Genomic DNA, 26,642 nt, shown 5'->3' with positions numbered 1-26,642 from the left:
AGCTACCCGTACACCGACCGGTAGTACGCCGCCGCCCCCGGGTGCAGCGGGACGGCCCCGGTGGAGATCGCGAACCGGGGCTCCAGCCGGGCACCGGCCGTCACCGACCGCAGCAGGGTGGCCCATTGGCCGAAGAGGACGCCGAGCAGTAGGCGGACGGCGTCCCCCGGCACGCCCGGACGGGCCGTCAGGTAGTTGCCCACGCCGAGGGTGGTGACCGGGCCGGCCAGGCCGTACGCGCCGGCGGGCAGGGTGACGGCCGTGTACACCGGGCCGTAGCGCTCCCGCAGCAGCGCGGCGACGGCGTCCAAGGGCACGAACCGCAGCGGCAGTTCGCCCGCCAGAGCGGACACCGCGGGCGTCGGCACACCGCCGGACCAGAACACCGCGTCCAGCTCCCCGGCCCGCAGCGCGGCCAGTGACTCGGCCAGCCCTAGCGAGCGTTGTTCCAGCGGCGCTCGGTCGCCGGTGAGGCCCGCCCGGCGCAGCAGCCGCCCGGCCGTGACCTGGTTCCCGGAGCCCACCGCGCCGGTGGCCACCCGGCGGCCCGCGAGGTCGGCGAGTTCGCGCACCGGCCCGTCGGCGGGGGCGAGCAGGTGCAGGTAGTTGACGTACACCCGGGCCAGCGCGGTGAGTTCGAGCGGGTGGTCGAAGGTGTCGTGCCCGAGCACCGCGTCCTCGGCGACGTCGGCGGTGGTCAGCGCGAGGTCCACCGAGCCGTCGGCGAGCTGCTGGAGGTTGTCGACGCTGGCCGCGCTGCTCACCGGGGTGAGGGTGAGGTGCCCGCCCGCCGTGACGGCCTCGGTGAAGGAGCGCCCGAAGGCGTTGTACGGCCCGCCCTCGGGCCCGGTGGCCAGCCGCAGGGACCGGCTCGGTGCCGCTCCGGCGGAGCAACCTGTTGAGCAGCCCACGGTGAGGGCCCCCGCCAGGGCGGCGCCCAGCAGGGTACGGCGGCGCGGGGTGGTCGCGGTCATGGCGGGAAGGGTAGTCCGCTCCGCCCCCGGAGGCTCTGGGAGCGCGGGGAGAGCGGACACCGCCGGGCCCTCGTTCTCGAGGGCCCGGCGGTGTCGTCGTTTCGGCGCTACGGCGTCAGGCGCGGCGGCCGCGCTTGCGGCGCGCGAGGTAGACCGCGCCGCCGCCGACGGCGAGCAGGGCGACGGCTGCGGCCGCGATCGGGCCGGTGTTGGAGTTGGCGCCGGTCTCGGCCAGCGGCGGGCCGGAGACGCTGCTGGTGGCGCCGGCGACGGTGGTGCTGCCGGTGGCGTCGCTGGAGGTGGCCGAGGTGGCCGAGCCGGCCGGGGTGGTGGTGGTGCCGCCGGTGGGCTGGCCGCTCGGGGTGTCGCCGCCGACCGGCTGGCCGGTGGCCGGGTCCAGGATCAGGGTGGCCGGCTGCGGGTTCTTGAAGTCGAACATGCCCTCGATGGAGCCGGCGTGCTCGTCGAAGGAGTAGTCGCCGATCCGGCCGGTCTTCCAGTTGTCCTCGACGAAGCGCAGGATCGAGGTCTGGTCGGTCTGGGTGTGGTCGACGAAGTTGGCCTTGGCGTACGGCGAGGCCACCAGCAGCGGCAGGCGCGGGCCGAAGCCGCAGCGGTCGGCGTAGCCGCCCCAGCCGGCGTCCTTGCCGCACTGGCCGGTGCCGCTCAGGCTGTCGTTGGCGGCGTCGCGCGAGCCGTTGACCGGCTCGGCGAACTTGTGGTCGTACCAGCCGTCCGAGTCGTCGTAGGCGATGACGACGGCGGTGGAGGCCCAGTCCTTGGACTTCTGCAGCTTGTTGATGGTGTCGACGACGAAGTGCTGCTCGTCCAGCGGGTCCGAGTAACCGGCGTGGCCGTCCTGGTAGTTGGCGGCCTTGAGGTAGCTGACGGCCGGCAGGTTGCCGTGCTGGACGGCGGCGTCGAAGTCGGTCAGGTCGTACTGGTGGTTGGCCTGGCCGTCGTGGCCGATCTCGTCCACCGTCTTGGGCGCCAGGTGCTGCGGGTTCGCCGTGGACTTGTAGTACTGGAAGGGCTCGTGGTGCGGGTTGTAGTCGGTCTGCGGGGCGCCCACGATGTTGTTGTGCGTGGCGCCGCAGGCGGCCTTGCCGTCCTTGGTGCCGGTCGGCTTGAAGCCGCCCTGGAACCAGCCCCAGCTGACGCCCTTGTCGTTGAGCAGGTCGCCGATGTTCTTGCCGGTCATGACGAGCTGGTTGTGCGCCGGGTTGGAGCAGTCGTCGTAGCCCGGGTCGGGGTCGTTGATGACGGTGCCGATGCCCTTGGCGTCCGGGGAGGCGACCACGTAGGCGTCGGTGGTCTGCTTGCCGGTCTTCGGGTCGACCGGGTAGCCGCCGTGCAGCTGGCCCGAGACCAGGTTGAGCGCGCCGGGGGTGGAGGGCCCGTAGTTGGTACCGAAGGAGTTGTCGCTCATCGCGAAGCGCTGGGCGTAGTTCCAGAGACCGGTGACGGTGTTCCCGTCGTAGTAGTCCATCACCAGGCCGGGCGCGGTGTACATCGGGGCCTTGCAGCTCTCGATGTCGGTGTGCTCGACGAACTTGTCCATCTTGCCGCCGTCGAAGGCGAGCTGCTCGTCCTTGTAGGTGTGGTCCTGGTCGCAGGTGACGGCCTGGGAGGGCGTCAGCCGCACGGGGTTGTTCCGGTTCGGGTTCTTGTGCAGCAGGTCGTCGCTGAGGCCGTCCACCTTCGGGGTGCCGGGCTTGGCGGTGAACTTCACCTTGTCGTCGGCGGTGTTGGCCGCGTTCGGGTAGGTGCCGAAGTAGTGGTCGAAGGAGACGTTCTCCTGGAATATCACCACCAGGTGCTTGATCGGGGTGGCGGTTTGCGGGCCGTCGGCGGCGAAGGCGGCGGGCGCGGTGCCGAAGGCGGTCAGCGAGGCCGCGCCGATCAGGCCGGCGCCGTAGCGGAGCCACCTGTTGCGGCTGGGAACTGCGTGCATGTCGGTTCCTCGGACGTCATCGTCATACGTGTCAAGTTGGGGCCGTGACGCGCGTAGCACGAGCGGCGCGGCGGCTAGACGCTAGAGCGTAGCGGTGAACACGGTTGACGAGTGCATGTGAACACGCGGTTAATCGCCGAGGTACGGAACTCTTCATCAGGGCTGCCGTCGGGCAGACAAGTCCGATGAATGTCGCTCGAATCAGGCCATTGTGGGACGACTTTCAGTGCTTTCCGGCCACATATGTCGCTTCCGTCCGGGCCGGGGGGTGGAGACCGGGGACGGCGCGAAACCGTGGCCGAAGTCACCGTCGGCCGGCTGCCCGCGCCGGGGTCGCGGAGGGGCCGGCTGAGTCGCCCGAGTCGTCTGAGTCGCCCGAGCCATCTGAGGTGCCGGAGCAGCCGGGCCCGCTCCGGGCAGCGCCCGGAGCGGGCCGCCACGACGGTCAGCGCACCCCGGGCGGCCGGCCGCCGGCTCAGGCGTAGATCGCGATCCGGGGCTCGACCGCCCCCCGGGCGGGCTCGTGGAGCGCGGTGAGCCGGTAGCTCTCGGTGAGGGTGTGGCCGGAGTGCAGGACGATCTTCGCCGGGACCAGCGCGGTGTACAGCGTACCGGTCTGGCTGGCGAGCGGCACGGTGTGCCAGTGGCCGTCCGTGCCCCGCATCTCCAGCCGGAAGTCCGAGGTGCTGAGGAAGGGGCCCTGCCGGGGGGATACGAGCAGGATCTGCGGGGCGACGGTCTGATCCGTCGGCGTGTCGTTGCGGTAACGGAAGGTGAGCCGGTGCGGCGCGCGGTCGGTCGGCAGCGCGGAGTCGGGCAGGTCCACGAAGCGCACCGGCACGGCGGCCGGGCCGGAGGTGGCGGCTGCGGCGCCCGGGGGCGCGGAGGCCGCCTGCGCGGGCGCGCTGATCGCCGCGGCGGGCAGGACGGTGAGGGCGGCGACGGTCAGCACCAGAGCCCGACGGGGGATCGTCCTGGTCGGCATGGCGCCTCCTTCGGTCGAGGGGCGGCTGGGGGCCGGTCGCCCGGCGGACGGTGTCCGCAGGGCCACGGACGGTCGCCGGCCGGGCGGTTCGTACTCCACCACCTTGCACGTGCCCGGCGGATGGCGCATCCGCCGGGCACGTGCCCGCCCTCGGAGGTCAGCCCAGCGGGCGGCAGAGCAGCGCGTCCGGGACGCCGTACTCCAGCCGGCTCCAGGTGTCGGCGACGCCGGCCACGTACTCGCCGTCGGCGCACTGGCCCTTGTAGGAGCCGGGTGCCCAGTCACTGGCGGTGGAGCCGCCGGCGGCGGGTCGGTTGTCGCCGCGGTCGAACCAGACGGTGCGGCCGGCGGCGGGCAGGGAGGTGGCGGACGGGGCGCAGAGCAGGGCGGACATCGCGTTGCTGTGGACGCTGTAGCCCACCGCGAACGTGCTGTCCGGGCACTGGAGCTTGTCGTAGCCGGAGGCCCAGTCGCTCCCGGTGACGTAGCGCTGGTCGGTGACGGTCACCCAGTCGCCGGCGCCGACGGCGGGCTGCCCCGCGTCGGTGCACAGGCCGCGGCTGCTGCCGCGGCCGAGGCCGGCCAGGCGCTGGCCGTCCGGGCAGACGCCCTTGCGGTTGCCGGGGCTCCAGTCGGGCCGGGCCAGCATCCGGGCGGAGACGTTCTGGTCGCCGTGGTCGAGGTCGAGCATGTTCCAGCGGGTGACCGGTGCGACCTGGCCGGTGTACGAGGGCGCGTCGATCAGCTTGTGCCAGTCGGCGGCGCGCCAGTCGCCGGGCTCGTTGAGGCCGAGTTGCCGGCCGGCGCTGTCGTACGAGAGCAGCGCCCAGGTGTCGTTGGGGACACCGTTGTTCTGCCAGCCGACCAGTGGCCAGACGGCGAAGTCGGTGTCGTTGGCGGCCAGGATGTCGGTGAAGCGGTCGAACCAGGCTTGCTCCCTGGCGTCGGTGGAGCCGCGCCCGCCGGCGCCGAACTCGCTGACCCAGACCGGGGCGGTGAAGTGCTGGCCGGACCGGGTGACGAACAGCGCCTCCTGGTCCACCACCTGGGCCAGCTGCTCGGGGGTGAAGTCCTCGTAGCGCGGGTCGGAGGTGGAGCCGGGGCCGCTGCCCGCGCCGGTGTTGGCCGGGCCGGTGTAGGCGTAGAAGTGGGCGGCGTAGACCAGCTTGTCGGAGCGGATCAGGGTGTTGGAGAGGGTCGCCACCGGGGTGAGCATCGGCCGGCCGTGGGAGAACCCGGCGGCGGGGACGCCGTACCAGTTGATGCCCTCCATGATGACCAGCAGGTCCGGGTCGGTCCGCAGGATCCGGTTTCCGGCCTCCTCGAAGGCACCGTACTCGTCGTGGGCGTCACCCAAGCCCCAGTTGGGGTCGTCCCAGGTGTCCCGGCGGACCTCGTTGCGCAGGTCCGCGCCGACGACCCGCTTGTTCGAGGCGTAGCGGTTCGCCATGAACACCCAGTCGTCCTCCCACTGCTGGGTGCTCTGGCCGCTGTTCCAGCGCTCGTTGCCGTCCAGGCCGCAGCAGAAGCGGTAGCTGGTGGTGTGGTTGTTGAGGATGACCGCGAAGCCGTCGGCGGTCAGCGCGGCGACCACGGCGTCGTAGACCTGGAGCGGGGTCCGGTCCTTGAGTTGCGGGTTGGCGGCGACGGCGACGTCCGGAACGGTACTGGCGTCGTGGATCAGGGCGTTGGCGAACGGTAGCCGGACGGCGTTCAGGCCCAGGCCGTGGAAGCCCGCCAGGATCTGGCCGATCGGCGCCCGGTCCAGGCCGAGCGGGATGTTGTACGACACCTGGCCGGCCTGGTTGTCCGCCGGGTCGGTGGTCGAGCCACTGCCCTCCCAAGTGCCCTGGGCGCCTGCCCAGTTGCCGGCCTTGAGCTTGAACCGGTCGCCGTCGGCGTCGACGACGTAGCGCCCGCGTGTGCTCAGCGGGCCGGTCCAGGAGGCGGCCAATTGGGCGCCGCTGAGGACCGATGTGGCGGTGGCCGCTTGCGCGGGTGGGGCGGTGCTCACGAGGGCGGCCAGCAGGGCCGCCACCGCGAGCACGGCGGTGCGGGCCTTACGGATGGGGATCACGGATGCTCCGGCGAGGGTGACAGGGGCAGGGATTGTCGACGGTACGTCAAAACAAGTGTTCAGGACGAGGGTGCGGGCGGTGCGGGCGGGTTGGGCGCCCTTATGACAACGGCATTGACGTGAAACGAACCCACCGGTTTCATGGCTCGCACTTCCCCCGCCCCACCCCCACACCCCCCCACGAAGAAGGCGGTGACCCGTTGGCATCGACGGTGAAGGACGACACGGGCAACGGCCCGAGAACGGGCGTCGGCCACGGCGCCATGCACCGGTCCATCGGCCTGCTGGACGGCGCCGTCATCGCCGCCTCCAGCACGGCCGCCACCAGCAGCATCGGCATCGGCCTGGGCCTGATGGCAGGCGTCGTCGGCCTGCACCTGCCCGCGATCATGCTGCTGGCCTTCCTGCCCGTGCTCGCCATCGCGGGCGGCTACGGGCGGTTGAACGCGGTCGAACCCGACGCCGGCAGCAGCTACCGCTGGGTCGGCCGTACCCTCAGCCCCTGGCTGGGCTTCCTCACCGGCTGGGTGAACACCGTCGGCACGGTGGTCTTCATGGCCTACACCACCACCGTCACCGGCTCCGCGGTCATCCAACTCCTCGACCAGGCCCACCTGCGCAGCGTCGCGGGCCTGCGCCTGGACGCCGACTCCACCGTCCAGTGCACCCTGCTCGGCCTGGTCGTGCTGGTCGGTGCCGCCCTCGTCGCCGTCCGCGGACTCGACCTCGCCGCCCGGCTGCAGAAGGCGCTGCTGGTCTTCGAGTACGCGGTGCTGCTCGGCTTCTGCGGCTACGGGCTGTTCGCCGGCGACCAGCCGTTCTCCCTCCAGTGGTACAACCCCTTCGACCTGCCCTCCTTCGACGCCGTGGCCCAGGGCATGGTGCTCGCGGTGTTCTGCTACTGGGGGTTCGAGTCGGTGTTCAGCGTCGGCGAGGAGGTGCGGGAGCCGCGCGACGCCTCCCGGGGCGGCTTCCTCGCCCTGGTGGTGATGATGCTGCTCTTCCTGCTCGCCGGGACGGCCTTCCAACGGGTGCTGCCGCTCGACGAGTTGGCCGACAACGGCGCCCACGGACTGACCTACTTCGGCACCACCTTGGCCCACCAGCCGCTCGCCGCACTTCCGTTGATCGCCCTGACCTTCTCCGCGGTGGCCTCGCTGCAGTCCTCGGTGATCCCGACCGCGCGCGGGATGTACGCGATGGGCCGCGACGGCGTGCTCGGCCCGGTCTGGACCAGGCTGCACCCCCGGCACACCACCCCCGCCGTCGGCACCCTGCTGGTCACCGGCATCGCCGTGCTGCTCGCCCTCGCCTCGATCGCCATCCCCACCGTCAACGACCTGATCTCCGCCGCCGTCAACGCGATCGGCATCATCGTCGCCCTCTACTACGCGCTCACCGCCGTCGCCGCCGCCGTCCGCTTCCGCGGGCTGCTGCGCACCGACCCGTGGCAGGGGTTGCGCGCCGTGGTCGGCCCGCTGCTCGGCGCGGCCGCGCTGCTCGCCGTCGGCGGGTACCTGGCCTGGAGCTTCTACGGCTCCACCGACCACTTCGAACTCTCCGCCGACAACGGCTGGTTCGAGCTGACGGTGGTGGCGATGATGATCGTCACCGGACTGCCCTCGGCGGCCTGGGCCCGCTGGCGGCGGCGCTCACCGTACTTCCTCGACCCGAGCGCCTGACCCACCCTCCCCCTGAGCACCACCGAGAACGGAGCACCACCCATGACCGAGGCCGACCTGGTCTTCACCCACGGCCCCGTCCACACCGGCGACGCCGCCCGCACCCGGGCCACCGGCCTGGCCGTGACCGGCGAACGGATCACCGCGGTCGGACACGACGAGGTCCGCGAACTGATCGGACCGCGCACCGAGGTCGTGGACCTCACCGGCAAACTGCTGCTGCCGGGCTTCCAGGACGCCCACGTCCACGCGGTCTTCGGCGGCGTCGAGGCCGCCGCCTGCGACCTCACCGGCACCGTCGGCGTGACCGAGTACCTGGAGCGGATCCGCGCCTACGCCGAGGCCAACCCGGACCAGGAGTGGATCACCGGCAGCGGCTGGTCGCTGGAGAGCTTCGACGGAGGCCTGCCCACCCGGCAGCTGATCGACTCCGTCGTCCCCGACCGCCCGGTCTACCTCACCAACCGCGACCACCACGGCGCGTGGGCCAACACCCGGGCCCTCGAACTGGCCGGCCTCACCCGCGACACCCCCGACCCGGCCGACGGCCGGATCGAACGCGAACCCGACGGCACCCCCGCCGGCACCCTCCAGGAGGGCGCCACCGCCCTGGTCGCCCGGCTGGTGCCGCCGCCCACCGCCGCCCAGCGGCTGACCGGACTGCTCCGGGCCCAGCGGTTGCTGCACTCGCTCGGCATCACCGGCTGGCAGGACGCCCTGCTCGGCGAGTTCAACGGCCAGCCGGACCCCTCGGACGCCTACCTGGCCGCCGCCCGCTCCGGCGCGCTGACCGCCCGGGTGACCGGCGCGCTCTGGTGGGACCGCGAGCGCGGCGCCGAGCAGATCACCGAACTCGTCGCCCGGCGGGCCGAGTTGAGCCACGGACGGTTCCGGGCCGGTTCGGTGAAGATCATGCAGGACGGCATCGCGGAGAACTTCACCGCCGCCATGACCAGCCCCTACCTGGATGCCTGCGGCTGCGCCACCGCCAACTCCGGCCTCAGCTTCGTCGATCCGGCCGCCCTGTGCGGATACGTCACCGAACTCGACGCCCTCGACTTCCAGGTGCACTTCCACGCGCTCGGCGACCGGGCCGTCCGCGAGGCCCTGGACGCCGTCGAGGCCGCCCGGGCGGCGAACGGCCGACGCGGCACCCGGCACCATCTCGCCCACCTCCAGGTGGTCCACCCGGACGACCTGACCCGCTTCGCCCGCCTCGGCGCGATCGCCAACATCCAGCCGCTGTGGGCCGCCCACGAGCCGCAGATGGACGAACTGACCATCCCCTTCCTCGGCCCCGAACGCGCCGCCCGGCAGTACCCCTTCGCCGCGCTCCAGCGCGCGGGCGCGACCCTGGCGGCGGGCAGCGACTGGCCGGTGAGCAGCCCGGACCCGCTCGCCGGACTCCACGTGGCCGTCAACCGGATGGAACCGGGCGCCACCGACGGCCGGGTCTTCCTGCCCGAGCAGCGCCTCGACCTGCCCTCCGCCCTCGCCGCGTACACCGCGGGCTCCGCCCACGTGAACGGCCATGACAGCGCCGGCACCCTCACGGTCGGGCACCTCGCCGACCTCGTCGTGCTGGACCGCGACATTCTCACCGGCGCCCCGGAGCGGATCGCCGACGCCCGGGTCCTGCGCACCTACGTGGGCGGTGCGGCCGTGTACGTCGCCGAGTAGTCGGGAACCGCGCGCCCGATCGCTCCTCGACGCTGCCGCGGCCCGCTCAGCGCGTCGCCCCCGCCCCCGCCGCCGCGAGCCGGGCCGCGGCGGCGTCGAGGAGCAGGTCGAGGGCGTACGGGTAGCCGCTGCGGCGCATGTCGGTGGTGAGCAGGTGGGCGGTGGCGGCGATGTGGGGGTGGGTGGTGGCGTCGAGGCGGGCGTAGGAAGCCTGCCAGACCTGGAGGTCGGCGGTGGCCGCGGCGGCCGGGAGGGCGAGGGCGGCGGCGTCGAGGGCGGCGAAGCCGAGGCTCTGGTCGACGAAGGCGTGGTAGATGCCGACGGCCTCCGGATCGGGGAAGCCGGCCGTGCGCAGCACACCGAGGATCCGCTCGACGGCGGTGGTCTCGTGGGTGCGGCCGGTGGTGCGGTGGGCGGCGAGCAGGGCGGCCTGGGGGTGGGCGAGGTAGGCGGAGTGGATCCGCAGGCCGATGGCGCGCAGGTCGGCGCGCCAGTCGCCGGTGGGGCGCCAGCCGGCCTGGGCGCGGCAGATGAGTTCGTCGGCGATGGCCAGCAGCAGGTCGTCGGTGCTGTGGAAGTAGCGGTAGACGGCGCTGGGGTCCGCGCCCAGGGCGGCGCCGAGCCGTCGGACGGTGAGGGCGTCGGCGCGGTGCTGTTCGACCAGTCGCAGCGCGGTGTCGATGATCAGCTCCCGGGAGAGCACGACGCCCTGCTTGGTGGGGCGCCGCCGGCGGCGCTGGGGCTCGGGGACCACGCGTTCGCTCATGCCCTGCAGGTTATGTCAGCGGTGTTGACGGTGGACAGGGGCGTGCGCCGCCGTTCCTGGCCGGTGGGCTCCGGGCGAACGTTGCTCCTGGGGCTGGTGGGTTGGAATGAATCGTGGACGGTTCTGTGCAGGCTGTGCCGAATTCCCGGGGCATTCGTAGTGCAGTTCGAGGTTCGGTCACCCTCTGTGGTCGAGCAGCTTTGTCGACATGGCGCTTGTTTCGTGTCAAGAGCGTGCCCGGAGCCGGATTCCCGCTGGTGGGGCCACCCGTGGGGTGACCATTCGTCAGGCGGGCCGTGGTGGATACGTCTGACAGGTCATCAAAGTTCCACGTTCAGCCACCCGGTTGGGTGAATTCCCTTTAAGCTCACGTTAATCACGGCGGTTTCAGGCCACGCTGTGGGCTCGCTCCTGTAGGCGGGCCATTTGGGCTCTTTGGATGATGAGAGCAGGGATGAAAACAACGAATGAACTGACGAACGGCGCCGCGCGCGGCCCGGGCCGGTCACGGTCGGGTCTGCCCGGTCGCCGGGCCGTCGGCCGGGTCGCGGCGCTCGCCATCGTCGTCGGCAGCAGCTCGCTGGCGGCGGTCCCGTCGGCGGTCTCGCAGCCCGGCGACGGCACCGTCACGGTCCGGGTGATCCGGGCCGTGGACAACTCCGGCACGTGGACGCCCGCGCTGGAGCCGAACCTGGCGGGCGTCAAGGTGACGCTCACCGACGACGCCGGGGTCTCGATCGACGGCACCACGGCGGCGGACGGCACGGTCACCCTGTCGCCCGCCACGAGCAAGGCCACCGGTGGCAAGTACCGCGTCCAGGTGGTGAATCCGAAGCCGGGCGTGCTCTTCCCGGCCTTCGCCTCCCGCCAGGGCCTGGACGGCGCGCCGAACCAGCTCAGCTCTAACGAGGAGTTCGTTGACCTCAGCGGGGGCAAGAACGTCTCCTACACCACCGGGCTCTGGAACCCGGCGGACTACTGCCAGAAGAACGCGCCGCTGGTGACCGCCTGCCAGACGGCCACCTACCAGGGCGGCACCCAGCGCACCCTGGTGTCCTTCCCGTACGGCTCGCGCGGGCAGGAGGGCCCCGGCAAGGACGTCGTGGCGACCAACCTCGCCACCGACGCCGACACCGGCACGATCTTCGGCATCGCCTGGAACAAGGCCGACAAGCGGGTGTTCTCCGCGGCGACGGCCAAGCGCACCACCGACTACGGCCCCGGCGGCTCCGGCGGGATCTACGTCACCGACCTGGCGACGAAGAAGACGAACGTCTTCACCACCGTGCCGAACGCGGGCAGCACCGCGCACGGGCCGGGGACGGACGACGCCTTCCTCGACGTCGCCGGGAAGGAGAGCCTGGGCGGCATCAAGATCACCGATGACGGCAAGGACCTGTTCGTCGTCAACCTGAACGACCGCAAGCTCTACCGCTACGACGCCACCGCGCCGACGGCCTCGGCGCCGAAGGCCTCGTACCCGATCCCGGACCCTGGCTGCCCGTCGGCCGGCGACTGGCGGCCGTACGGCCTCGGTCTGCAGGACGGCACCGGCTTCCTCGGCGGGGTCTGCTCCGGCGAGTCCACCGGCAAGCTCACGGACGTGCGCGCGCTGGTCCTGCCGTTCGACCTCGGCACCGGGGCGTTCGGCAAGCCGGTGCTGGACCAGCCGCTGGACTACCCGCGGCAGTCCACCGTCGGCTCCGGCCCGTGTGACGGCGCCGGCTGGTTCCCGTGGACCAGCACCTTCCCGTCCTCGCAGAACGGCAAGGTCTGCGGCAACACCACCATCGCGTTCCCCGAACCGGAGCTGGGCGAGATCCTGTTCGAGACCGACGGCTCGATGCTGCTGGCCTTCAAGGACCGCTTCGCCGACCGCGGCCCGGGTGCCCCGGCGCCCAACTCGGCCACCGTGATGTCCGGCGGCGACCTGAACAAGGCCTGCCCGTCGAACGGCAAGTACGTGATGGACGTCAACCTCGGCTGCGGCAAGACCGTCCGCGGTGCCCGGTTCTTCGCCACCGGCTGGGACGAGGTGGGCCACCACAACTCGGTGTTCGCGGGCATCGCCCTGTCCAAGGTCGAGAGCACCGTCGCGGCCTCCGCCTTCGACCCGGACCACACGGCGGTCGGCTACGGCACCTCCTTCATGGAGCGCGTGGACGGCACCCACGACCCGAAGTTCGGCCTGCGGCTGACCCCGGCGGGGACCGGCTCTCCGTTCGGCAAGGGCGCGGCCATGGGTGACCTCGAAGTGCTCTGTGACCAGGCGCCGCTGCAGATCGGCAACCGGGTCTGGTACGACCCCGAGCGCAAGGGCATCCAGAACCCGGGCCAGACCCCGGTCAAGGGCGCCACCGTCAACCTCTACGACGAGTCGGGCAAGGTGGTCGGCACCACCAAGACCACCCCGCGCGGCGAGTACTACTTCGACGACAGCGACGTCGCCGGGGGCCTCAAGCCGCACACCAAGTACACCATCCGCATCGACAACCCGGCGGACTACGCCAAGGGCGGCCCGCTGTACCACTGGGTGCCCACGGACCACGACGTCGGCGACAACCACTTCATCGACTCCAAGGGCATCGTCCCCGCCGGCGCCAAGTTCCCCGAACGGGCGCTGACCACCGGCGGACCGGGCGAGAACGACCACACCTTCGACTTCGGCTACCGCCAGCAGGAGGGCGCGCTGAAGCTGATCAAGAACGACCAGGACGGCAAGCCGCTGGCCGGTGCCAAGTTCCAGCTGTGGCACGAGACCAACGGCACCGACGGGCTGCAGGCCACCGGGACCAAGCCGGACACGCCCGTCGGTGACCCCTGCACGACCGGCAAGGACGGCATCTGCCAGGGCACCGGCGTGCCCGGGACGTACTACTGGCAGGAGTTGAGCCCGCCCGACGGCTACTCGGCGCCCGACAACACGGTCTTCGGACCGCTGGTGCTCACCGCCGACAACCTGGAGGACGGGGTCAGCGTCACGGCCGTCAACAAGCTGATCCCCACCCCGACGCCCACCGCGTCGGCGACGCCCACCCCGACGCCGACCCCGACCACCCCGCCGAGCACGCCGGCCCCACCGGCGCCCGCTCCCGGCGGCGAACTGCCGCACACCGGGGCGAACAGCGGGATGCCGCTGATCGCGACCGGCGCCGCGGCGCTGATCGCCCTCGGCACGGCACTGTTCGTGCTGGTGCGCCGACGCCGGGCCCAGCACCGGTAGCCGTCGCCCCTGCCACCCCGTCCTGACGGGGTGGCACCCGGACCGGGCGGGTCCGCGGACCGCGAGGACCGCGAACCCGCCCGGTTCCCGTGCCGACCCACCCGGCTCGCACCACCGCCGACCACCCCCGCGCCACCCCCGAGGGCGCGCACGTCCCGAACGACGGATCGGAGAACACCACCGCATGGCCCGGAAGACGAAGGCCGCCGCCCGCCCGCCCCGGCGCCGCCGGCCCCACTGGCTGACGGCACTGATCGCGACCGCGGTGTGCGCCGCCGTGGCCGGGGGGTTGGTCGCCTACCAGGCCGTCTCCGCCGGGGCCACGGAACGCCCGGTCACCACCGAGGAGGCGGCCCGGCTGGCGGTGTCCCGGCTGAACCTCTACCAGGCCAGCCCGGTCGGTGTGGTGCTCACCGCCGACGAGGGCGGTGGCGTGCGGATCCGGGTCGAGGGCGTCGTGGACTACCGCACCCACCGGGGCGTCGGCCGCTACCGGTCCACCGGCGCCGGCGGCGGCGAGATGGACCACGGCCTGGTGATCTGGGACGCCGGCGGCCTGGGACTGGCCCCCGAACCGGCGGGCGACCGGAGCCCGGCCTGGGAGCAGGCCGAACGCGTGCCGCGCAGCGGCTGGTCCCCTCGCTCGTACACCGCCGACCCGCTGGACGCCGGCCTCCAACTGCTCACCCAGGTCGGCGCCGACCGCCCGGACAACCCGCTGCTGCTCGCCCAGTCCGGCGCCCGCTGGCTCGGCCAGGACCGCATCGACGGTCGCGGCTGCGACCGCTTCGCCGGACCGCGTGCCCAGGGAGCCGCACCGGACGGCAACCGCTCCCCGCTCACCTACTGGGTGGACGCCGACGGCACCCTGCGCCGGGTCACCATGCGGATGGCGGGTCTGGGCACACCGACCACCGTGGACTTCACCGGCCGCAACGCCGAGGCCAAGCTCCCCGAGGCCCCCTGGCTCACCGGCTGACGGTCACCCGGGGATCAGCGGCTGACGGTCACCCGGGGATCAGCGGCCTCTGGCGATCGCCAGGCCGGCCGCCCGCCCCGAGAAGATGCATCCGCCCAGGAAGGTGCCCTCCAGGGCGTTGTAGCCGTGCACGCCCCCGCCGCCGAAGCCCGCCACCTCGCCGGCGGCGTAGAGGCCGGGGACGGGCGCGCCGTCGGCGCCGAGCACCCGGGAGTCCAGGTCGGTCTGGAGGCCGCCGAGGGTCTTCCGGGACAGGATGTTGAGCCGCACGCCGATCAGCGGGCCGTGCCCCGGGTCGAGGATCCGGTGCGGCTTGGCGACCCGGGCGATCCGGTCGGTGAGCGAGCGGCGGGCGTTGTGGATCGCCATCACCTGCACGTCCTTGCTGAACTCGTTGCCCAACTCCCGGTCGCGGGCGACGATCTGCCGCTCGATGTCGGCCGGGTCGAGCTTCGGGCCGCGGGCGATCCCGTTCATGGCGGCGACCAGTTCGGGGAGGGTCCGGGCGACGACGAAGTCCACGCCGTGCCGCTTGAACCGCTCCACCGGGCCGGGGGCGCCCTTCGCCAGCCTGCTCCGCACCGCGAACTTCAGGTCACGGCCGGTCAAGTCGGGGTTCTGCTCCGAGCCGGAGAGGGCGAACTCCTTCTCGATGATCGACTGGGTCAGCACGAACCACGAGTAGTCGTGGCCGGTGGCCAGGATCTGCTTCATCGCGCCGATCGAGTCGGCGCCCGGCACCCCGGACATGCCGGTCAGCCGGCGTCCCTCGGCGTCGAACCACATGGAGGACGGGCCGGGCAGGATCCGGATCGCGTGGTCCGGCCAGACCGGGTCCCAGTTGTGGACGCCCTCGGTGTAGGCCCACATCCGGTCGCGGTTGACCACCCGGCCGCCCGCCCGCTCGGTGATGGCCAGCATCCGGCCGTCGACATGGGCGGGCACCCCGGAGATCAGGTGCTCGGGGGCCGGCCCGACCCGCTCGGTGGGCCAGTTGGCGCGCATCAGGGCGTGGTTGTGCCCGATGCCGCCGGAGGTCACCACGACCGCCGCCGCCCGCTCCTCGAACGGCCCGGTCACCGCGCGCGAGGAGCTGATCCCGCGCCCGGAGTCGTCCGGCGCCAGCACCGCACCCCGGACGCCGACCACGGTGCCGTCCTCCTCGGTCAGCAACTCGTCCACCCGGTGCCGGAAGGCGAACCGCACCAGCCCGCTGCGCTCCGCCCGCAACACCGGGCGCAGGAACGCCTCCACCACGCCGGGCCCGGTGCCCCAGGTGATGTGGAAGCGCGGCACCGAGTTGCCGTGGCCGGTGGCGGAGCCGGCGCCCCGCTCGGCCCACCCCACCAGCGGCACCACCCGGTGGCCCAGCTCGCGCAGGTAGCCGCGCTTGCCGCCGGCCGCCCAGGCCAGGTAGGACTCGGCCCACTGCCGGCCCCAGTGGTCCTCGTCGTCCAGCCGGTCGAAGGCCGCCGAGCCGAACCAGTCCTGCCGGGCCAGCTCCAGGGAGTCCTTGATCCCGGCCCTGCGCTGCTCGGGGCTGCCGACGAAGAACAGTCCGCCGAGCGACCAGAACGCCTGGCCGCCCAGGTTCCGCCGGTTCTCCTGCTCGACCACCAGCACCCGCCGGCCGGCCCTGGCCAGCTCATGGGTGGCCACCAGTCCGGCCAGGCCGGCGCCGACCACGATCACCTCAGGCTGGAACGGCATGCGGTTCTCCTCCGGGGCAGTCGCCGTCGCCCGGGTGCGACGGCCGTGTCGTCCCATGGTCACGGGCGGGCCGTGGGCGCCGGCACTAGGCTTGTCAGGTGGTGATGAAGAAGACTGTGCCATCGGCACAAGGCCCATCGGTAGGGGGCGCGTCGGCGTCCGGTGCGGTCGAGCCCCGGTCCGACCGGTCCGGCGCGGTGGCGCTGATCCTGGCGGACGAGCCGGACGTGGTCGACGCCTTCATGACCGCGATCGCCCGGGAGATCCCCGCCTACGCCAACCTCGACGCCCGTCAGCTCGAGGAGGTCCGCTCGATCATCGTCTGGACGCTCCGCCGGGTGCTCGAACTCTGGGCCGTGGACGGCGCGTTGGGCGCCGAGGACATCCGGATGTTCCGCGGTGTCGGCGCGGTCCGGGCGCGCGACGCCCGCCCGCTGGCGGCCGTACTGCGCGCCTACCGGGTGGCCGCGCTGGCCTTCTTCGAGTGGATCGGCGAGCGCTTCGCCGACGCCGTCACCGTGCGCGACCTCAGCGCGCTCGCCCGGGTCTGGCTGACCGTGCTCGACCAGTCCTCCGAGGCGATCTTCGACGGCTACGAGTCCACCGGGCGCAGCCTCAGCGAGGACCGCGAGCACGCCCTGCGCGGACTGCTCACCGACCTGCTGCTCGGCCGGCAGAGCCACCCCGGCACCCTGCGGGCGCGGCTGCGAGAACTCGACGCGGAGCTGCCGGCCGCCTTCGACCTGATGGTGCTCTCCCCGGCGGCCGGCGCACCGGACGAGGCGGAGCGGGCGGCCGCGCTGGTCACCGCCGCCCTGGCGGCCAGGGCCGTGGGCGAGGCGGCCGACCTCGAACTCACCACGCTGCACACCACCATGGACGGTCTCGGGGTCGCCCTGGCCAAGGCCGTCGACCCGGCCGCGCTGGACCGCCTGGCGGCCGGGCAGGGGCTCACCGGTGCCCTGCTCACCGGTGTCACCGCCGCCACCGCGCCGCGCGCCTACCGGATCGCCGCCCACGGCGTCCGGCACGCCTCGCCGCTGGTGTGGACCGAGCGCCGGATGCTCGCCCGCGGCGACCTGGAGGTGGTGGCCCTGGTGACCGGGCACCCCGACGCCGACCCGGCCCGGGTCGCCGAGTCCGTCCTCGGCCACCTCGCGCAGGACGAGACCACCCGGCGGACGCTCGACACCGTGATCTACTCCGACGGCGCCGCCGGCGCGGCCACCCGGCTGCACCTCCACCCGCAGACCGTCCGCTACCGGCTGCGCCGCCTGGCCGCCGTCACCGGCCGGGACCCGCGGACCCCGTGGAACCGCTTCGTCTTCCAGACCGCCCTGCTGGCCGCTCCCGCCGGGAAGGCCGACGCCTTCTAGTCCACCGGCCGCTCCGCGGGGGAGACGGGTTCGGCCTCAGTGCGCCAGCTGTGCCCGGAGCTCCCGCTTGAGCAGCTTGCCGCTCTGGTTGCGCGGCAGTTCGGCGACGAAGACGACGCTCTTCGGCGCCTTGAACGGAGCGAGCCGGCTCCGGACGTGGGCGATCAGCTCCGCCGCCGTGGGTGCGGCGGAGCCGGGCCGCAGCACGACGAACGCGGTGACCGCCTCGATCCACTTCGGGTCGGGCGCGCCGATCACCGCGACCTCCGCCACGGCGGGGTGGCCGTAGAGGGCCTCCTCGACCTCCCGGGAGGCCACCAGCACCCCGCCGGTGTTGATGACGTCCTTGATCCGGTCGACCACGGTGAGGTACCCCTCCGGATCGGCGACCACGAGGTCCCCGGAGTGGAACCAGCCGCCCTTGAACGCCTCGGCGGTCTGCTCCGGCGCCTCCCAGTAGCCGAGGCACAACTGCGGGGAGCGGTAGACGATTTCGCCCGGGGTACCGGGCGGTACCTCGGCACCGTCCCGGTCGACGATCCGGGTCTCGACGAACAGCACCGGGCGGCCGCAGGAGGCGGGCCGGTCCGGGTGCTCCTCCGGCCGCAGCACGGTGGCCAGCGGGCCGATCTCGGACTGGCCGAAGCAGTTGTAGAAGCCCACTCCCGGGTAGCGGGCGCGCAGCCGGTCGAGCACCGCCACCGGCATGACCGAGGCGCCGTACTGGGCCTTGCGCAGCGAGGAGAGGTCGTACCGGTCCAGGTCGGGGTGGGTGGCCAGCGGCACCCACACCGTCGGCGCCAGGAACAGCGAGCCGATCCGATCGCCCTCGATCCGCCGGAGCAGCTCGGGGATGTCGGGCGCCTCCAGCAGCAGGACGGAGGCGCCGACCGCGAGGTAGGGGAGCAGGAAGACGTGCAGGCCGGCCGAGTGGTACAGCGGCATGCAGATCAGCGGCCGGTCGTCCGCGCGCAGGTCGAGGGCGTGGATGCTCGACAGGTACGCGTGCACCAGGGCGCGGTGGGGCATCATCGCGCCCTTCGGCCGGGAGGTGGTCCCGGAGGTGTAGAGCAACTGGGCGAGGTCGGTGTCGGCCGCTCCGGCGCCGAGTTCGGGCACCGGGCCGTCCAGCGCGGCTTCGAGCAGTCCGGCCGGGTCGTCCCGCAGCGGCACCACGTGCTCGACGGCCAGCCCGTCCCGGACCCGTTCGACCTCCGGGGTCAGGGCCGGGTCGCCGAGCACCGCGCGGCTGCCGGACTGGCCGAGCAGGTGGCGCAACTCCTCGCCGGTGAGGGCGTGGTTGACCGGGACGTGCACCAGTCCGGCCCGGGCGCAGGCGAGGAAGGCGATCGCGTACGCGTCGGAGTTGCGCCCGTACGCGGCGACCCGGTCGCCGGGGCGCAGGCCCAGCCCGAGCAGGTGCCCGGCCGCCCGGCTGACCGCCTCGTCGAGCTGCCGGTACGTCCAGCTGCGGTCACCGAAGGTGAGCGCGATGCGGTCGGGCGTGCGGCCGGCGCTGCGGCGCAGCAGCCCGTCGACGGTGCCGGCTCGGGGGTCCTCGATCATGCTCGCGGTCTCGCTTCCGTGGTCGGGCGGCGGGTGCAGCAGCAGCCTGCCCACTCCGGACGGCACGCACCAGGGCTCCGGGGTGTGGAGTGGGCGGGGTCGGGTAGGCGCGACGGGTGATCCCCGATCCCGGGCGGCTGCCACGGGCACCCGCCGAATGGCGTCAAGACGCATACCGTTCGTATACGACGGCCCTGGTCCGGAGGAGAATCGACGATACGGGCGGGGAGTTCCGACCAGGAGGCCGGCCATGAAGAGCCTTGAACGCCGCTACGCGGTGACCCTGCCCGGACCGATCGGCGGCCACGCGCCGCCGGCCGTCGTGGTGGTGTACGCCACCGACGCCCTGGGGCCCGGCGGCGGGCCGGTCTGGGAGAGTCTCGACGGCGGCCTCCGGGTGGAGATCACCGGCGAGGTGGCCACCGTCCTGACGGCTCCGGACCCGGCACCGGGCGGTGCCCCGCTCCACCCCTGCCTGCACGCCGTGCCGCTGCCCGACCGGGCCGTGCCGGCGCCCGACCGGGCCGTGCCGCTGCCCGACCGGGCCGTGCCGACGGCGTGAGTGCGGCCGTTGCGGTTGCTCTCACTCAGACGGGGTGGCTGCCTCCGACGGGGTGGCTGCGCGGTGCGGCAGGTGCACCACCACCAGGGCGAGCCCCGCCAGGGTGACGTTGCGGATCGCCGCGTCCAGGCCGTTCCACGCCTTCGACTGCCACATGGCGAACCACTCGCCGCCGATCCCGATGAAACCGGCCCCGAAGAGAAGCAGCATCAGCAGCAGGCCGAGGCTGCTGAGCCGGCGCGCCAGCTCCGGCCGCAGCCACCAGGCGAGCGCCCCCGCCGTCAGCACCACGGCGCTCAACGCCTCCCAGGCGATGATCGCGACGTACGCCGCGTTCTGCAGGCCCGGGGAGGTGACGGAGCGCCACATCAGGTCCCGGTCCCGGAAGGTGGTGTCCATCGCCAGCACGTGCTGGACGAACTGCTGGTTGGTGCCGAAGTCGGTGACGTTCCCGAAGACCACGAGAAGCAGGTAGAGCGCGTTCACCCCGGTGAGCACGGCCGCCGCCGCGGGCAGGGTGCCGAACGCGAGCAGACGGTCCCGGGTGGAGGGGCGAGGCCTTGCGGGGCGGGTGGTCGGCATGCGGAACAGGCTAGCGCCTGGGAAGAGTTGGCCGGCGGCGCCGACCGGCTCAGGCCGGGAGTGCGTGGGCCGGCCGGGTCTGCTCGTAGGCGTGGCCGACCCGCAGCAGGGTGGGCTCGCCGAGGGGCCGGCCGAGCAGCTGCAGGCCGATCGGCAGGCCCGCCGCGTCGCGGCCGGCCGGGACGGTGAGGGCGGGTACTCCGGTGATGTTGGCGGGGGCGCAGAGGCGTACATAGGCGTCGGAGACGTCCTCGACCGTGCCGTCGGGCCAGCTGAGCGTCGTCCCGTCGGCCCTGACCGCGGTCGTCGGGACGCTCGGGGCGGCGATCACGTCGACCTCCTCCAGCATCCGGGCCCACTCGGCGCGCATGAGCGTGCGGGCGCGCTGGGCGCGCAGGTAGTCGCCGGCGCTCATCAACTCGCTTGCCTCCAGGAGGATGCGGACGTCGTCCTGGTACAGCTCGGGGACGGCGCGCAGGCTGCCCTCGTGGTAGGCGCCGGCCTCCGGCACCATCAGGCCCCAGTGGGTGGCGTGGATGTAGCGGGTCATCGGGATGTCGACCTCGACGAGCCGCGCGCCCAGGGCTTCCAACTGTCCGACGGCGTGCCGGACGGCGGCCTCCACCTGCGGATGGACGCGGTCGAAGTAGTAGGTGCGCGGCACGCCGACGCGAAGCCCCGTCAGGTCCGTTCCGGCGCCGGGCCGGTAGTGCGTGGCGGGGACGGCCAGCGAGGCGGGGTCGCGCGGATCGTGCCCGGCCAGTGCGGTGAGGACCAGGGCCGCGTCCTCGACGGTGCGGGTGAGCGGGCCGACGTGGTCCAGCGACCAGGACAGGGAGGTGACGCCGTGTCGGGGGACGAGGCCGTAGGTCGGCTTGAGGCCGACGACTCCGTTGAGCGCGGCGGGTACCCGGATCGACCCGCCGGTGTCGGTGCCCAGGGCGAAGGTCGCGGCGCCCGAGGCGACGGCGACCGCGGAGCCGCCGCTGGAGCCGCCGGCGATGCGGCTGCGGTCCCAGGCGTTGCGGGTCTGCGGGGTGGTCAGGCCGAACGCGAACTCGTGGGTGTGGGTCTTGCCGAGCAGGATCGCGCCGGCCGCGCTCAGCCGGGCGGCGACCGTGCTGTCCGCCGTCGCGCGGTGGTCGGCGCGGACCCGGGAGCTGGCCGTGGTGGGCATCCCGTCGACGTCGATCAGGTCCTTGAGTGCCATCGGGATGCCGTGCAGCGGCCCCCGGTAACGGCCGTGCGCCGCCTCGTGTTCGGCCTCGGCCGCGGCCCGGCGGGCGTGCTCGGCGGTGACCGTGACGTAGGCGCCGAGGTGCGGTTCCGTCGCCTCGATGCGCTCCAGGACGGAGTCGACCAGTTCGACGGGGGACAGCCGCCGGGCGCGGATCGCGTCCGCGGCGGCGGCGAGCGACAGTTCGTACGGCTGCTCATGCGCTTGGTCAAACGGCGGCATGGTGCGTCTCCGGTGCGGGGTGGTAGGTGGCGGCGGGCGGGACGTCCGCGAAGTCCAGCTCGCGCAGGACCGAGACGACGCTGTGGATGTGGTTGGCGACCGCGGCGACTGCGGCGTGGCGCTCGGCCGGGAGCACGAGTCCGGCGCGGGCGGCCCAGCGGGCTGCCTCGGGTGGGGTGAGGTCGGCGGCAGGCATGGTTGGCGCTCCTTCTTGGCCGATGGTGGCGAGGCCGATGGTGGCGCGGTCCGAGGGTGATCGAACCGGGCGGCGTCGCTGGGTGATCAGGCGGCGGTCGGGATCTCGGCGGCCGGCTCGGCGAGCAGCCGGTAGCGGCCGTCCTCCCGGTGGACGGTGCCGGCCGTGGGTTGCGGGAAGTGGGTGCCCAGGAGCAGCGCGTCGGTGTCGGCGAGGGTGTCCAGCAGCCGAGCGCGGGTGCGGACCGCCTGGGCCGGGTCGGTGTCGACGCAGCTGCTCACCTGGGGGTGGGAGAGCTGCACGGGGTGGTGGATGCTGTCGCCGGTGATCAGCGCCCGGCGGTCGCCGCCGCGCAGTTCCACCGCGACCTGGCCCGGGGTGTGGCCCGGGGCGGGGACGAGCAGGACGCCCGGTGCGACCTCGTGCCCCTGCTCGGGCACGGCGACGGCGTCGTACTGCCCGGCGTCGCGGACGGGGTGCACGGAGTCGCGGAACATCTGGGCACGGGCCTCGTCCAGGTCGGTGGCGGCCCAGTGGTCCCGTTCGGTGCGGCTGGTGAGGTAGCGGGCGTTGGGGAAGGTGGGCGCCCAGTCCCGGCCGGTGAGGCGGGTGTTCCAGCCGACGTGGTCGGTGTGCAGGTGCGTGGTGATCACCAGGTCCACGGACTCGGGCGGGAAGCCGGCCGCCGTCAGGCGCTCCAGGAAGTCGGTGTCCAGGCCGTGCCAGGCCGGGTTGGCGCGTGGTTTGGCGTTCCCGATGCCGGTGTCCACGACGATCCGCAGCCCGCCGGCCTCCACCGCGAAGCTGTGACTCGCCAGACGGGGGATGTCGGCGTCGGCGAAGTCGGGGCGCAGCCACGGCGCCTGGTCCAGCACGTCCCTGGTGGCGTCCGGCAGCAGCCAGGGGCCGGTCTGCCGCGGCAGTTCGAGCTCGTCGACGCGGTGTACGGCGATGTCGCCGAGGAGCCATCCCGTGCTGGTCGCGGGGGCGGCAGGGGTGGCCGAGCGGGACGGCGGGGCGGTGACGCTGGTCATGGAAGCACCTCTGAGCCTTAAGGCGAATGCTTTGCGTTAAGCACTCTAAGGACCTCGGGCTCCCAAACGCAAATGTTTAGCTTTTAGGTGGGGGAGGCGTGGCGCGGCCGAGCGCCGCCGCGACCAGGTGGTCGGTGTAGGCCCTGGACAGCTCCGAGGAGCGGAACAGGATCCGGTACATCAGCGGGGCGACGACGACGTCCAGCAGGGTCTCCACGTCCGGCACGGCCTCCCCCCGCCCGGCCGCGCGCACCCCGACGGCCTTCAACTGCTCGACGGCGTAGTCGGAGCAGCGGGCCGCGTTGCCCTGCTCCGGGTCGCCCAACAGGGCGTCCCGGAGGTAGGTGCGGCCCGCTGTCGACGACATCTCCTCGGCGAACTGCACGGCCCACGCCTCCAGGTCCGCCCGCAGGCTGCCGTGGTCGACCGGCGGGGCGTCGGGGCGCAACCGCTCGACGGCCACGTCCGACAGCAGTTCCCGCAGGTCACCCCAGCGTCGGTAGACGGTCGACGGCGTCACCCCCGCGCGGGCCGCGATCAGCGGCACGGTGAGCGCTTCCCGCCCCAGCTCCGCCCCCAGCTCACGGACGGCCTGGTGCACGGACTGCTGGACGCGGGCGCTGCGCCCGCCGGGGCGTGTGGTCGCTCGGGAACTCATGCACCCAGCTTAATGCGAAGAAGTTGCGTCTGGCGGGGCGGACAGGTGGGACACCCGGGGGAGAGGCGCTCAGGCCGGCGGGATCGGGCCGAGGTAGGTGCCGCCGGAGACGTCGACGGTCTGACCGGTCACCCAGCGGCCCCGGGGGCCCGCCAGGAAGCCGACGACGTCCGCGACGTCCTCGGGCTCGCCGATCCGACCCAGTGCGGTGATCGACTCCAGTCCGGCCATCGCCGGCGGGGCGCTCGTCCACTCGGAGGTCATGTCGGTGAGGATCACCCCCGGGTTGACGGTGTTGACGGTGATCCCTCGCCGGCCGAGCTCGTTGGCGAGCGGCGCGGCGAGGGCCGCCAGTGCCGTCTTACTGACGGTGTAGCCGATCTGGAGCGGGGAGCCGATCCGGGTGGCCGCCGAGGCCACGTTCACGATCCGCCCGCCGTCCCGCAGCAGCGGCAGGGATCGCTGGATCACGAAGAGCGGCGCGCGCACGTTGATCGCCATCACCCGGTCGAACTCCTCCTCGGTGATCTGACCGATCGAACCGGCCAGGTGGATGCCCGCGTTGTTGACCAGGATGTCCAGCCCGTCCTCGCCGTGCTCCGCCAGCCCGGCGGTGAGGCCCCCGAACAGTTGGTCCAACCCGTCGCTCCCGCCGAACCGGGCCCGCACCGCGAACGCCCGGCCGCCGGCCTTGGCGATCAGCCCCACGGTCTCGGTGGCGGCTTCCTCGTCGCCGCCGTAGTGCACCGCGACCAGTGCCCCGTCGGCCGCGAGCCGCAGTGCGACCGCCCGTCCGATTCCGCGCGACCCGCCCGTCACCAGTGCTGTCCTGCCGTCCAGTTCGCCCATGCCCGCCACTTCCTCGTGCGTCCGGTCGATGCCGCGGCCGGTGCCGGGTCGTCACGGCCCGGTGCCGGACGACCCCTCATACATGCCCGGTGCCACGGGGCTGATGCCGCCGCCCGAGTGTGGTGGCGACGCTGTGGGGAGTTTCTGCCGGTGTTCAACTGCGGTGCGGCAGCAGTTCGTTGCCTCCGGTGCTGGTCGGTGCTGGTCGGTGCTGGTCGGGCGGACGGCGGGCGCGGGTCGTGCCAGATACCTGGGCGGGTATCTGGCACGACCCGCGCTGGACAGGGGGAACAAACTGTCGGAAGGTTCCACGGCCGCACTGCCGTCCCGACCAGACAGGAGCATGCGCGCCATGGACCAGATCACCCTTCCCGCCTTCCGGATGCCCTTCCCGGCCACCGGTGGCAACCCGAACCAGGACGAGGCGGGCTTACGCATGTGGGCCTGGGCCGAGGAGTTCGGCCTCTGTTCCTCGCCCGAGGTGCGCCGCCGGATGCTGCGCACCCAGTCCGAGCTGTGGTGCGCGCTGACCGACCCGACCGCCGAGGTGGGGCCGCTCGCGCTGCGCTGCCAGTGGACGTTCTGGGCGTTCGTCGTCGACGACGCCTTCGACGACGACGGCTGCGGCCAGGACCTCGCCCGGAGCCGGGCGGCCATCGACGAGCTGACCGGCGTCCTGACCGGCGGCCGCCGCCCCACCAGCCCGGCGGCGCTCGCCCTGGCCGACCTCTGGCGGCGCACCCGGGCCGGTCGCTCGCCGTCCTGGCACCAGACCTTCCGCGAGGACGTCACCTCCTGGCTGTGGACGTACTGGCGCGAGGCCGTGGAACGCGCCGCCGGGCACACCCCGCTCCCCGAGGACTACCTCACCCACCGCCGGCACTCGATCGGCATGGGGATGTTCCTGGACCTCTTCGAGACCCCGCCGGCCATCGACCTGCCCGACCACGTGCGCCGCCTGCCCGCACTGGTCGCCCTGCGCGGCGCTGTGGTCGACCACATCGCCCTCTACAACGACATCTGCTCGGCCCGGAAGGAGGGCGCGGCCGGTTATTACCACAACGCCGTCTTCGTGCTGCGCCACCACCGGGGCGGGACGGTCCAGGAGGCCGTCACCCGGGTCGACGACCTGCGGGCCGCCTGCGTCGAACGGGCCGTCAGCGCCGAGCGGCAGCTGCCCGCGCAACTGGCCGCGGCCGGCGCCACCCAGCCGATCCGCGCTGCCGTCCAGCTCTACGCCGAGCGCCACCGCTCCCTGCTGCGCGGCGACTTCGAGTACCACGCCCGCGCCGAGCGCTACCGGCCGGACCCGGAGGCGGTGCCCGTGCCGACCGGTGCGACCGGTGCGACCGGTGCAGCGGGGGTTGCGGCGGGGGCTGCCGGGGTGGACGTCTTCACTCCCCGGTAGCCGGCGCGAGGCTGCGCCGATCGGGGTGGAGGGTAGGTCGTGCGCCCACCGGACGCCTCCCGCGCCGTCCGGTCCCGGCCGGATCCACCCGGCCGCCGTCCGCCCGCCGTCCGCTCGCCGCCGGTGGGACGGCCGTCGGCCGGTGGTTGAGGCGTCGTCCCAGCTCAGGGCTGGGCGAGTGGGACGGGCGCCGCCATTGGGAGCGGTGGTTCGGATGGTTCGCGGGGTGGCCACCCCGCGCCCCGTCCGCACGAGCGGACCCGCTCCGCACGGGCGGCCCGGAGGAATCCGGCCGACAAGTGGTCGGTCCACGATGGATTCGATTGACCCGTCCGGCGGGCACGGTGAGTCTGGTCGGGCACGACGCATCCGGAGGCGGATCGCGGCGCGCATTCCCGATTCGGCATTTCGATGCGATCCGAATGACTCGATCGACTCGCATGAATTCGACTGAGGAGAATCCGTGTTCTCGAAGACGAAGAAGATCGTGAGCTCCCTCACCGCCGCGCTCGCCGCGGCGGCCGCCTTCACCGTGGCCGTGCCGTCCAACGCCTACGCCATCGACCACATCGAGTGCAGGGGCGGGGAGGACTTCCTGAAGATCTGGTCGCACAGCGACGGCAGGAACAGCGTGGACTGCTACGCGAACGCCGGCCGGATGTCCTTCGGCAGTTGGTGGGTCGACCGCATCTCCACCGGTAACAACGACCTGATCTACTACGACGCCAACGGGGACTCGGTCAAGATCCCTCGCTGGACCGACATCTCGTACCCGAACCGTCCTCCGCAGGTCAAGGACATCGAAATCCTCTGACCTTCCAGGGGGGCAGCCGCTGACCCCCCGCGGCAGGGCCGAGGCCGGCCGCGCCCGCCCCGGGCGCGCCCGGCCGCTGCCGTGCCGGGGCGCCGTACGCCGTCGGGC

The 26,642-nt window shown here is 73.1% G+C and carries 21 protein-coding genes; 8 read left to right on the top strand and 13 right to left on the bottom strand.

Annotated elements, in window-relative coordinates:
• Positions 1 to 2: 2 nt before the first annotated feature.
• The 4 genes from ACZ7BZ_RS25345 to ACZ7BZ_RS25330 form a co-directional block, all read right to left on the bottom strand.
• On the bottom strand, positions 3 to 974 hold the full coding sequence (locus ACZ7BZ_RS25345; protein WP_470360281.1) for a TAXI family TRAP transporter solute-binding subunit: 972 nt from the start codon (positions 972 to 974) through the stop codon (positions 3 to 5).
• 115 nt (positions 975 to 1,089) lie between these two features.
• Entirely contained in the window at positions 1,090 to 2,928 is a 1,839-nt protein-coding gene (locus ACZ7BZ_RS25340) for a phospholipase C (protein ID WP_470360280.1), read from the bottom strand.
• Positions 2,929 to 3,403: 475 nt separating this feature from the next.
• Positions 3,404 to 3,913, bottom strand: coding sequence for a signal peptide protein (locus ACZ7BZ_RS25335; RefSeq protein ID WP_470360279.1), 510 nt, complete (start codon positions 3,911 to 3,913; stop codon positions 3,404 to 3,406).
• A 157-nt stretch (positions 3,914 to 4,070) separates the two neighbouring features.
• Entirely contained in the window at positions 4,071 to 5,990 is a 1,920-nt protein-coding gene (locus tag ACZ7BZ_RS25330) for a glycoside hydrolase family 5 protein (RefSeq protein ID WP_470360278.1), read from the bottom strand.
• A gap of 263 nt (positions 5,991 to 6,253) precedes the next feature.
• Between ACZ7BZ_RS25330 and ACZ7BZ_RS25325 the strand changes: the two genes are divergently transcribed.
• A complete protein-coding gene (locus ACZ7BZ_RS25325; protein ID WP_470360392.1) occupies positions 6,254 to 7,672 on the top strand; it encodes an APC family permease in 1,419 nt (472 codons plus the stop codon).
• A gap of 42 nt (positions 7,673 to 7,714) precedes the next feature.
• The gene (locus ACZ7BZ_RS25320; RefSeq protein WP_470360277.1) at positions 7,715 to 9,352 is read left to right on the top strand and encodes an amidohydrolase; all 1,638 of its coding nucleotides are present in this window, start codon (positions 7,715 to 7,717) and stop codon (positions 9,350 to 9,352) included.
• 46 nt (positions 9,353 to 9,398) lie between these two features.
• Here ACZ7BZ_RS25320 and ACZ7BZ_RS25315 read toward each other — a convergent pair whose 3' ends face one another.
• The gene (locus tag ACZ7BZ_RS25315; RefSeq protein ID WP_470360276.1) at positions 9,399 to 10,118 is read right to left on the bottom strand and encodes a TetR/AcrR family transcriptional regulator; all 720 of its coding nucleotides are present in this window, start codon (positions 10,116 to 10,118) and stop codon (positions 9,399 to 9,401) included.
• A 454-nt stretch (positions 10,119 to 10,572) separates the two neighbouring features.
• On the opposite strand from ACZ7BZ_RS25315, the gene ACZ7BZ_RS25310 reads away from it, so the two are divergent.
• Positions 10,573 to 13,341, top strand: a complete 2,769-nt coding sequence (locus ACZ7BZ_RS25310; protein ID WP_470360275.1) for an SdrD B-like domain-containing protein — start codon at positions 10,573 to 10,575, stop codon at positions 13,339 to 13,341.
• A 184-nt stretch (positions 13,342 to 13,525) separates the two neighbouring features.
• Positions 13,526 to 14,320: a hypothetical protein gene (locus tag ACZ7BZ_RS25305; RefSeq protein ID WP_470360274.1), complete on the top strand. Its 795-nt coding sequence runs from the start codon at positions 13,526 to 13,528 to the stop codon at positions 14,318 to 14,320.
• A 39-nt stretch (positions 14,321 to 14,359) separates the two neighbouring features.
• Here the strand turns inward: ACZ7BZ_RS25305 and ACZ7BZ_RS25300 are convergent, their stop codons facing one another.
• Entirely contained in the window at positions 14,360 to 16,030 is a 1,671-nt protein-coding gene (locus tag ACZ7BZ_RS25300; protein ID WP_470360273.1) for an FAD-binding dehydrogenase, read from the bottom strand.
• Between the two features lie 197 nt (positions 16,031 to 16,227).
• Here ACZ7BZ_RS25300 and ACZ7BZ_RS25295 point away from each other — a divergent pair, with 197 nt between their 5' ends.
• The gene (locus tag ACZ7BZ_RS25295; protein WP_470360272.1) at positions 16,228 to 17,406 is read left to right on the top strand and encodes an RsbRD N-terminal domain-containing protein; all 1,179 of its coding nucleotides are present in this window, start codon (positions 16,228 to 16,230) and stop codon (positions 17,404 to 17,406) included.
• Positions 17,407 to 17,442: 36 nt separating this feature from the next.
• On the opposite strand, the gene ACZ7BZ_RS25290 is transcribed toward ACZ7BZ_RS25295, so the two are convergent.
• Positions 17,443 to 18,972, bottom strand: a complete 1,530-nt coding sequence (locus ACZ7BZ_RS25290) for an acyl-CoA synthetase (RefSeq protein ID WP_470360391.1) — start codon at positions 18,970 to 18,972, stop codon at positions 17,443 to 17,445.
• A 250-nt stretch (positions 18,973 to 19,222) separates the two neighbouring features.
• Here ACZ7BZ_RS25290 and ACZ7BZ_RS25285 point away from each other — a divergent pair, with 250 nt between their 5' ends.
• Positions 19,223 to 19,534, top strand: coding sequence for a DUF6296 family protein (locus ACZ7BZ_RS25285; RefSeq protein ID WP_470360271.1), 312 nt, complete (start codon positions 19,223 to 19,225; stop codon positions 19,532 to 19,534).
• 21 nt (positions 19,535 to 19,555) lie between these two features.
• Here ACZ7BZ_RS25285 and ACZ7BZ_RS25280 read toward each other — a convergent pair whose 3' ends face one another.
• The 6 genes from ACZ7BZ_RS25280 to ACZ7BZ_RS25255 all read right to left on the bottom strand — a co-directional run bounded on the left by ACZ7BZ_RS25280 (position 19,556) and on the right by ACZ7BZ_RS25255 (position 24,312).
• Positions 19,556 to 20,116, bottom strand: a complete 561-nt coding sequence (locus ACZ7BZ_RS25280) for a DUF2165 domain-containing protein (protein ID WP_470360270.1) — start codon at positions 20,114 to 20,116, stop codon at positions 19,556 to 19,558.
• A gap of 49 nt (positions 20,117 to 20,165) precedes the next feature.
• A complete protein-coding gene (locus ACZ7BZ_RS25275) occupies positions 20,166 to 21,575 on the bottom strand; it encodes an amidase (protein WP_470360269.1) in 1,410 nt (469 codons plus the stop codon).
• Positions 21,562 to 21,771, bottom strand: coding sequence for a hypothetical protein (locus tag ACZ7BZ_RS25270; RefSeq protein ID WP_470360268.1), 210 nt, complete (start codon positions 21,769 to 21,771; stop codon positions 21,562 to 21,564). The genes ACZ7BZ_RS25275 and ACZ7BZ_RS25270 overlap by 14 nt, the downstream gene beginning before the upstream one ends.
• A gap of 86 nt (positions 21,772 to 21,857) precedes the next feature.
• On the bottom strand, positions 21,858 to 22,805 hold the full coding sequence (locus ACZ7BZ_RS25265; protein WP_470360267.1) for an MBL fold metallo-hydrolase: 948 nt from the start codon (positions 22,803 to 22,805) through the stop codon (positions 21,858 to 21,860).
• A 76-nt stretch (positions 22,806 to 22,881) separates the two neighbouring features.
• Positions 22,882 to 23,463, bottom strand: a complete 582-nt coding sequence (locus tag ACZ7BZ_RS25260; protein WP_470360266.1) for a TetR/AcrR family transcriptional regulator — start codon at positions 23,461 to 23,463, stop codon at positions 22,882 to 22,884.
• Positions 23,464 to 23,532: 69 nt separating this feature from the next.
• A complete protein-coding gene (locus tag ACZ7BZ_RS25255) occupies positions 23,533 to 24,312 on the bottom strand; it encodes an SDR family oxidoreductase (RefSeq protein ID WP_470360265.1) in 780 nt (259 codons plus the stop codon).
• A 352-nt stretch (positions 24,313 to 24,664) separates the two neighbouring features.
• Between ACZ7BZ_RS25255 and ACZ7BZ_RS25250 the strand changes: the two genes are divergently transcribed.
• Together ACZ7BZ_RS25250 and ACZ7BZ_RS25245 are read left to right on the top strand one after the other, a co-directional pair.
• Positions 24,665 to 25,720 (top strand): terpene synthase family protein, encoded by a 1,056-nt coding sequence (locus tag ACZ7BZ_RS25250; protein ID WP_470360264.1) that lies wholly within the window; start codon positions 24,665 to 24,667, stop codon positions 25,718 to 25,720.
• Between the two features lie 463 nt (positions 25,721 to 26,183).
• Positions 26,184 to 26,534 carry a beta/gamma crystallin domain-containing protein gene (locus ACZ7BZ_RS25245; protein ID WP_470360263.1) on the top strand — a complete coding sequence of 117 codons (351 nt, stop codon included), beginning with the start codon at positions 26,184 to 26,186 and terminating at the stop codon, positions 26,532 to 26,534.
• Positions 26,535 to 26,642: the final 108 nt, after the last annotated feature.

The sequence above is a fragment of the Kitasatospora sp. NPDC036934 genome, assembly GCF_055608425.1.
The sequence above is the reverse complement of the archived record's forward strand: the minus strand, read 5'-3'. Positions and strand labels throughout refer to the sequence as shown.

Excerpts from the sequence above, each read along its gene's own strand:
- ACZ7BZ_RS25320 (WP_470360277.1), top strand. The coding sequence starts at position 7,715 with ATGACCGAGGCCGACCTGGTCTTCACCCACGGCCCCGTCCACACCGGC.
- ACZ7BZ_RS25265 (WP_470360267.1), bottom strand. The coding sequence starts at position 22,805 with ATGACCAGCGTCACCGCCCCGCCGTCCCGCTCGGCCACCCCTGCCGCC.
- ACZ7BZ_RS25290 (WP_470360391.1), bottom strand. The coding sequence starts at position 18,972 with ATGATCGAGGACCCCCGAGCCGGCACCGTCGACGGGCTGCTGCGCCGC.
- ACZ7BZ_RS25280 (WP_470360270.1), bottom strand. The coding sequence starts at position 20,116 with ATGCCGACCACCCGCCCCGCAAGGCCTCGCCCCTCCACCCGGGACCGT.
- ACZ7BZ_RS25325 (WP_470360392.1), top strand. The coding sequence starts at position 6,254 with ATGCACCGGTCCATCGGCCTGCTGGACGGCGCCGTCATCGCCGCCTCC.
- ACZ7BZ_RS25345 (WP_470360281.1), bottom strand. The coding sequence starts at position 974 with ATGACCGCGACCACCCCGCGCCGCCGTACCCTGCTGGGCGCCGCCCTG.
- ACZ7BZ_RS25270 (WP_470360268.1), bottom strand. The coding sequence starts at position 21,771 with ATGCCTGCCGCCGACCTCACCCCACCCGAGGCAGCCCGCTGGGCCGCC.
- ACZ7BZ_RS25300 (WP_470360273.1), bottom strand. The coding sequence starts at position 16,030 with ATGCCGTTCCAGCCTGAGGTGATCGTGGTCGGCGCCGGCCTGGCCGGA.
- ACZ7BZ_RS25340 (WP_470360280.1), bottom strand. The coding sequence starts at position 2,928 with ATGCACGCAGTTCCCAGCCGCAACAGGTGGCTCCGCTACGGCGCCGGC.
- ACZ7BZ_RS25305 (WP_470360274.1), top strand. The coding sequence starts at position 13,526 with ATGGCCCGGAAGACGAAGGCCGCCGCCCGCCCGCCCCGGCGCCGCCGG.
- ACZ7BZ_RS25335 (WP_470360279.1), bottom strand. The coding sequence starts at position 3,913 with ATGCCGACCAGGACGATCCCCCGTCGGGCTCTGGTGCTGACCGTCGCC.
- ACZ7BZ_RS25310 (WP_470360275.1), top strand. The coding sequence starts at position 10,573 with ATGAAAACAACGAATGAACTGACGAACGGCGCCGCGCGCGGCCCGGGC.
- ACZ7BZ_RS25315 (WP_470360276.1), bottom strand. The coding sequence starts at position 10,118 with ATGAGCGAACGCGTGGTCCCCGAGCCCCAGCGCCGCCGGCGGCGCCCC.
- ACZ7BZ_RS25255 (WP_470360265.1), bottom strand. The coding sequence starts at position 24,312 with ATGGGCGAACTGGACGGCAGGACAGCACTGGTGACGGGCGGGTCGCGC.
- ACZ7BZ_RS25275 (WP_470360269.1), bottom strand. The coding sequence starts at position 21,575 with ATGCCGCCGTTTGACCAAGCGCATGAGCAGCCGTACGAACTGTCGCTC.
- ACZ7BZ_RS25285 (WP_470360271.1), top strand. The coding sequence starts at position 19,223 with ATGAAGAGCCTTGAACGCCGCTACGCGGTGACCCTGCCCGGACCGATC.
- ACZ7BZ_RS25260 (WP_470360266.1), bottom strand. The coding sequence starts at position 23,463 with ATGAGTTCCCGAGCGACCACACGCCCCGGCGGGCGCAGCGCCCGCGTC.
- ACZ7BZ_RS25250 (WP_470360264.1), top strand. The coding sequence starts at position 24,665 with ATGGACCAGATCACCCTTCCCGCCTTCCGGATGCCCTTCCCGGCCACC.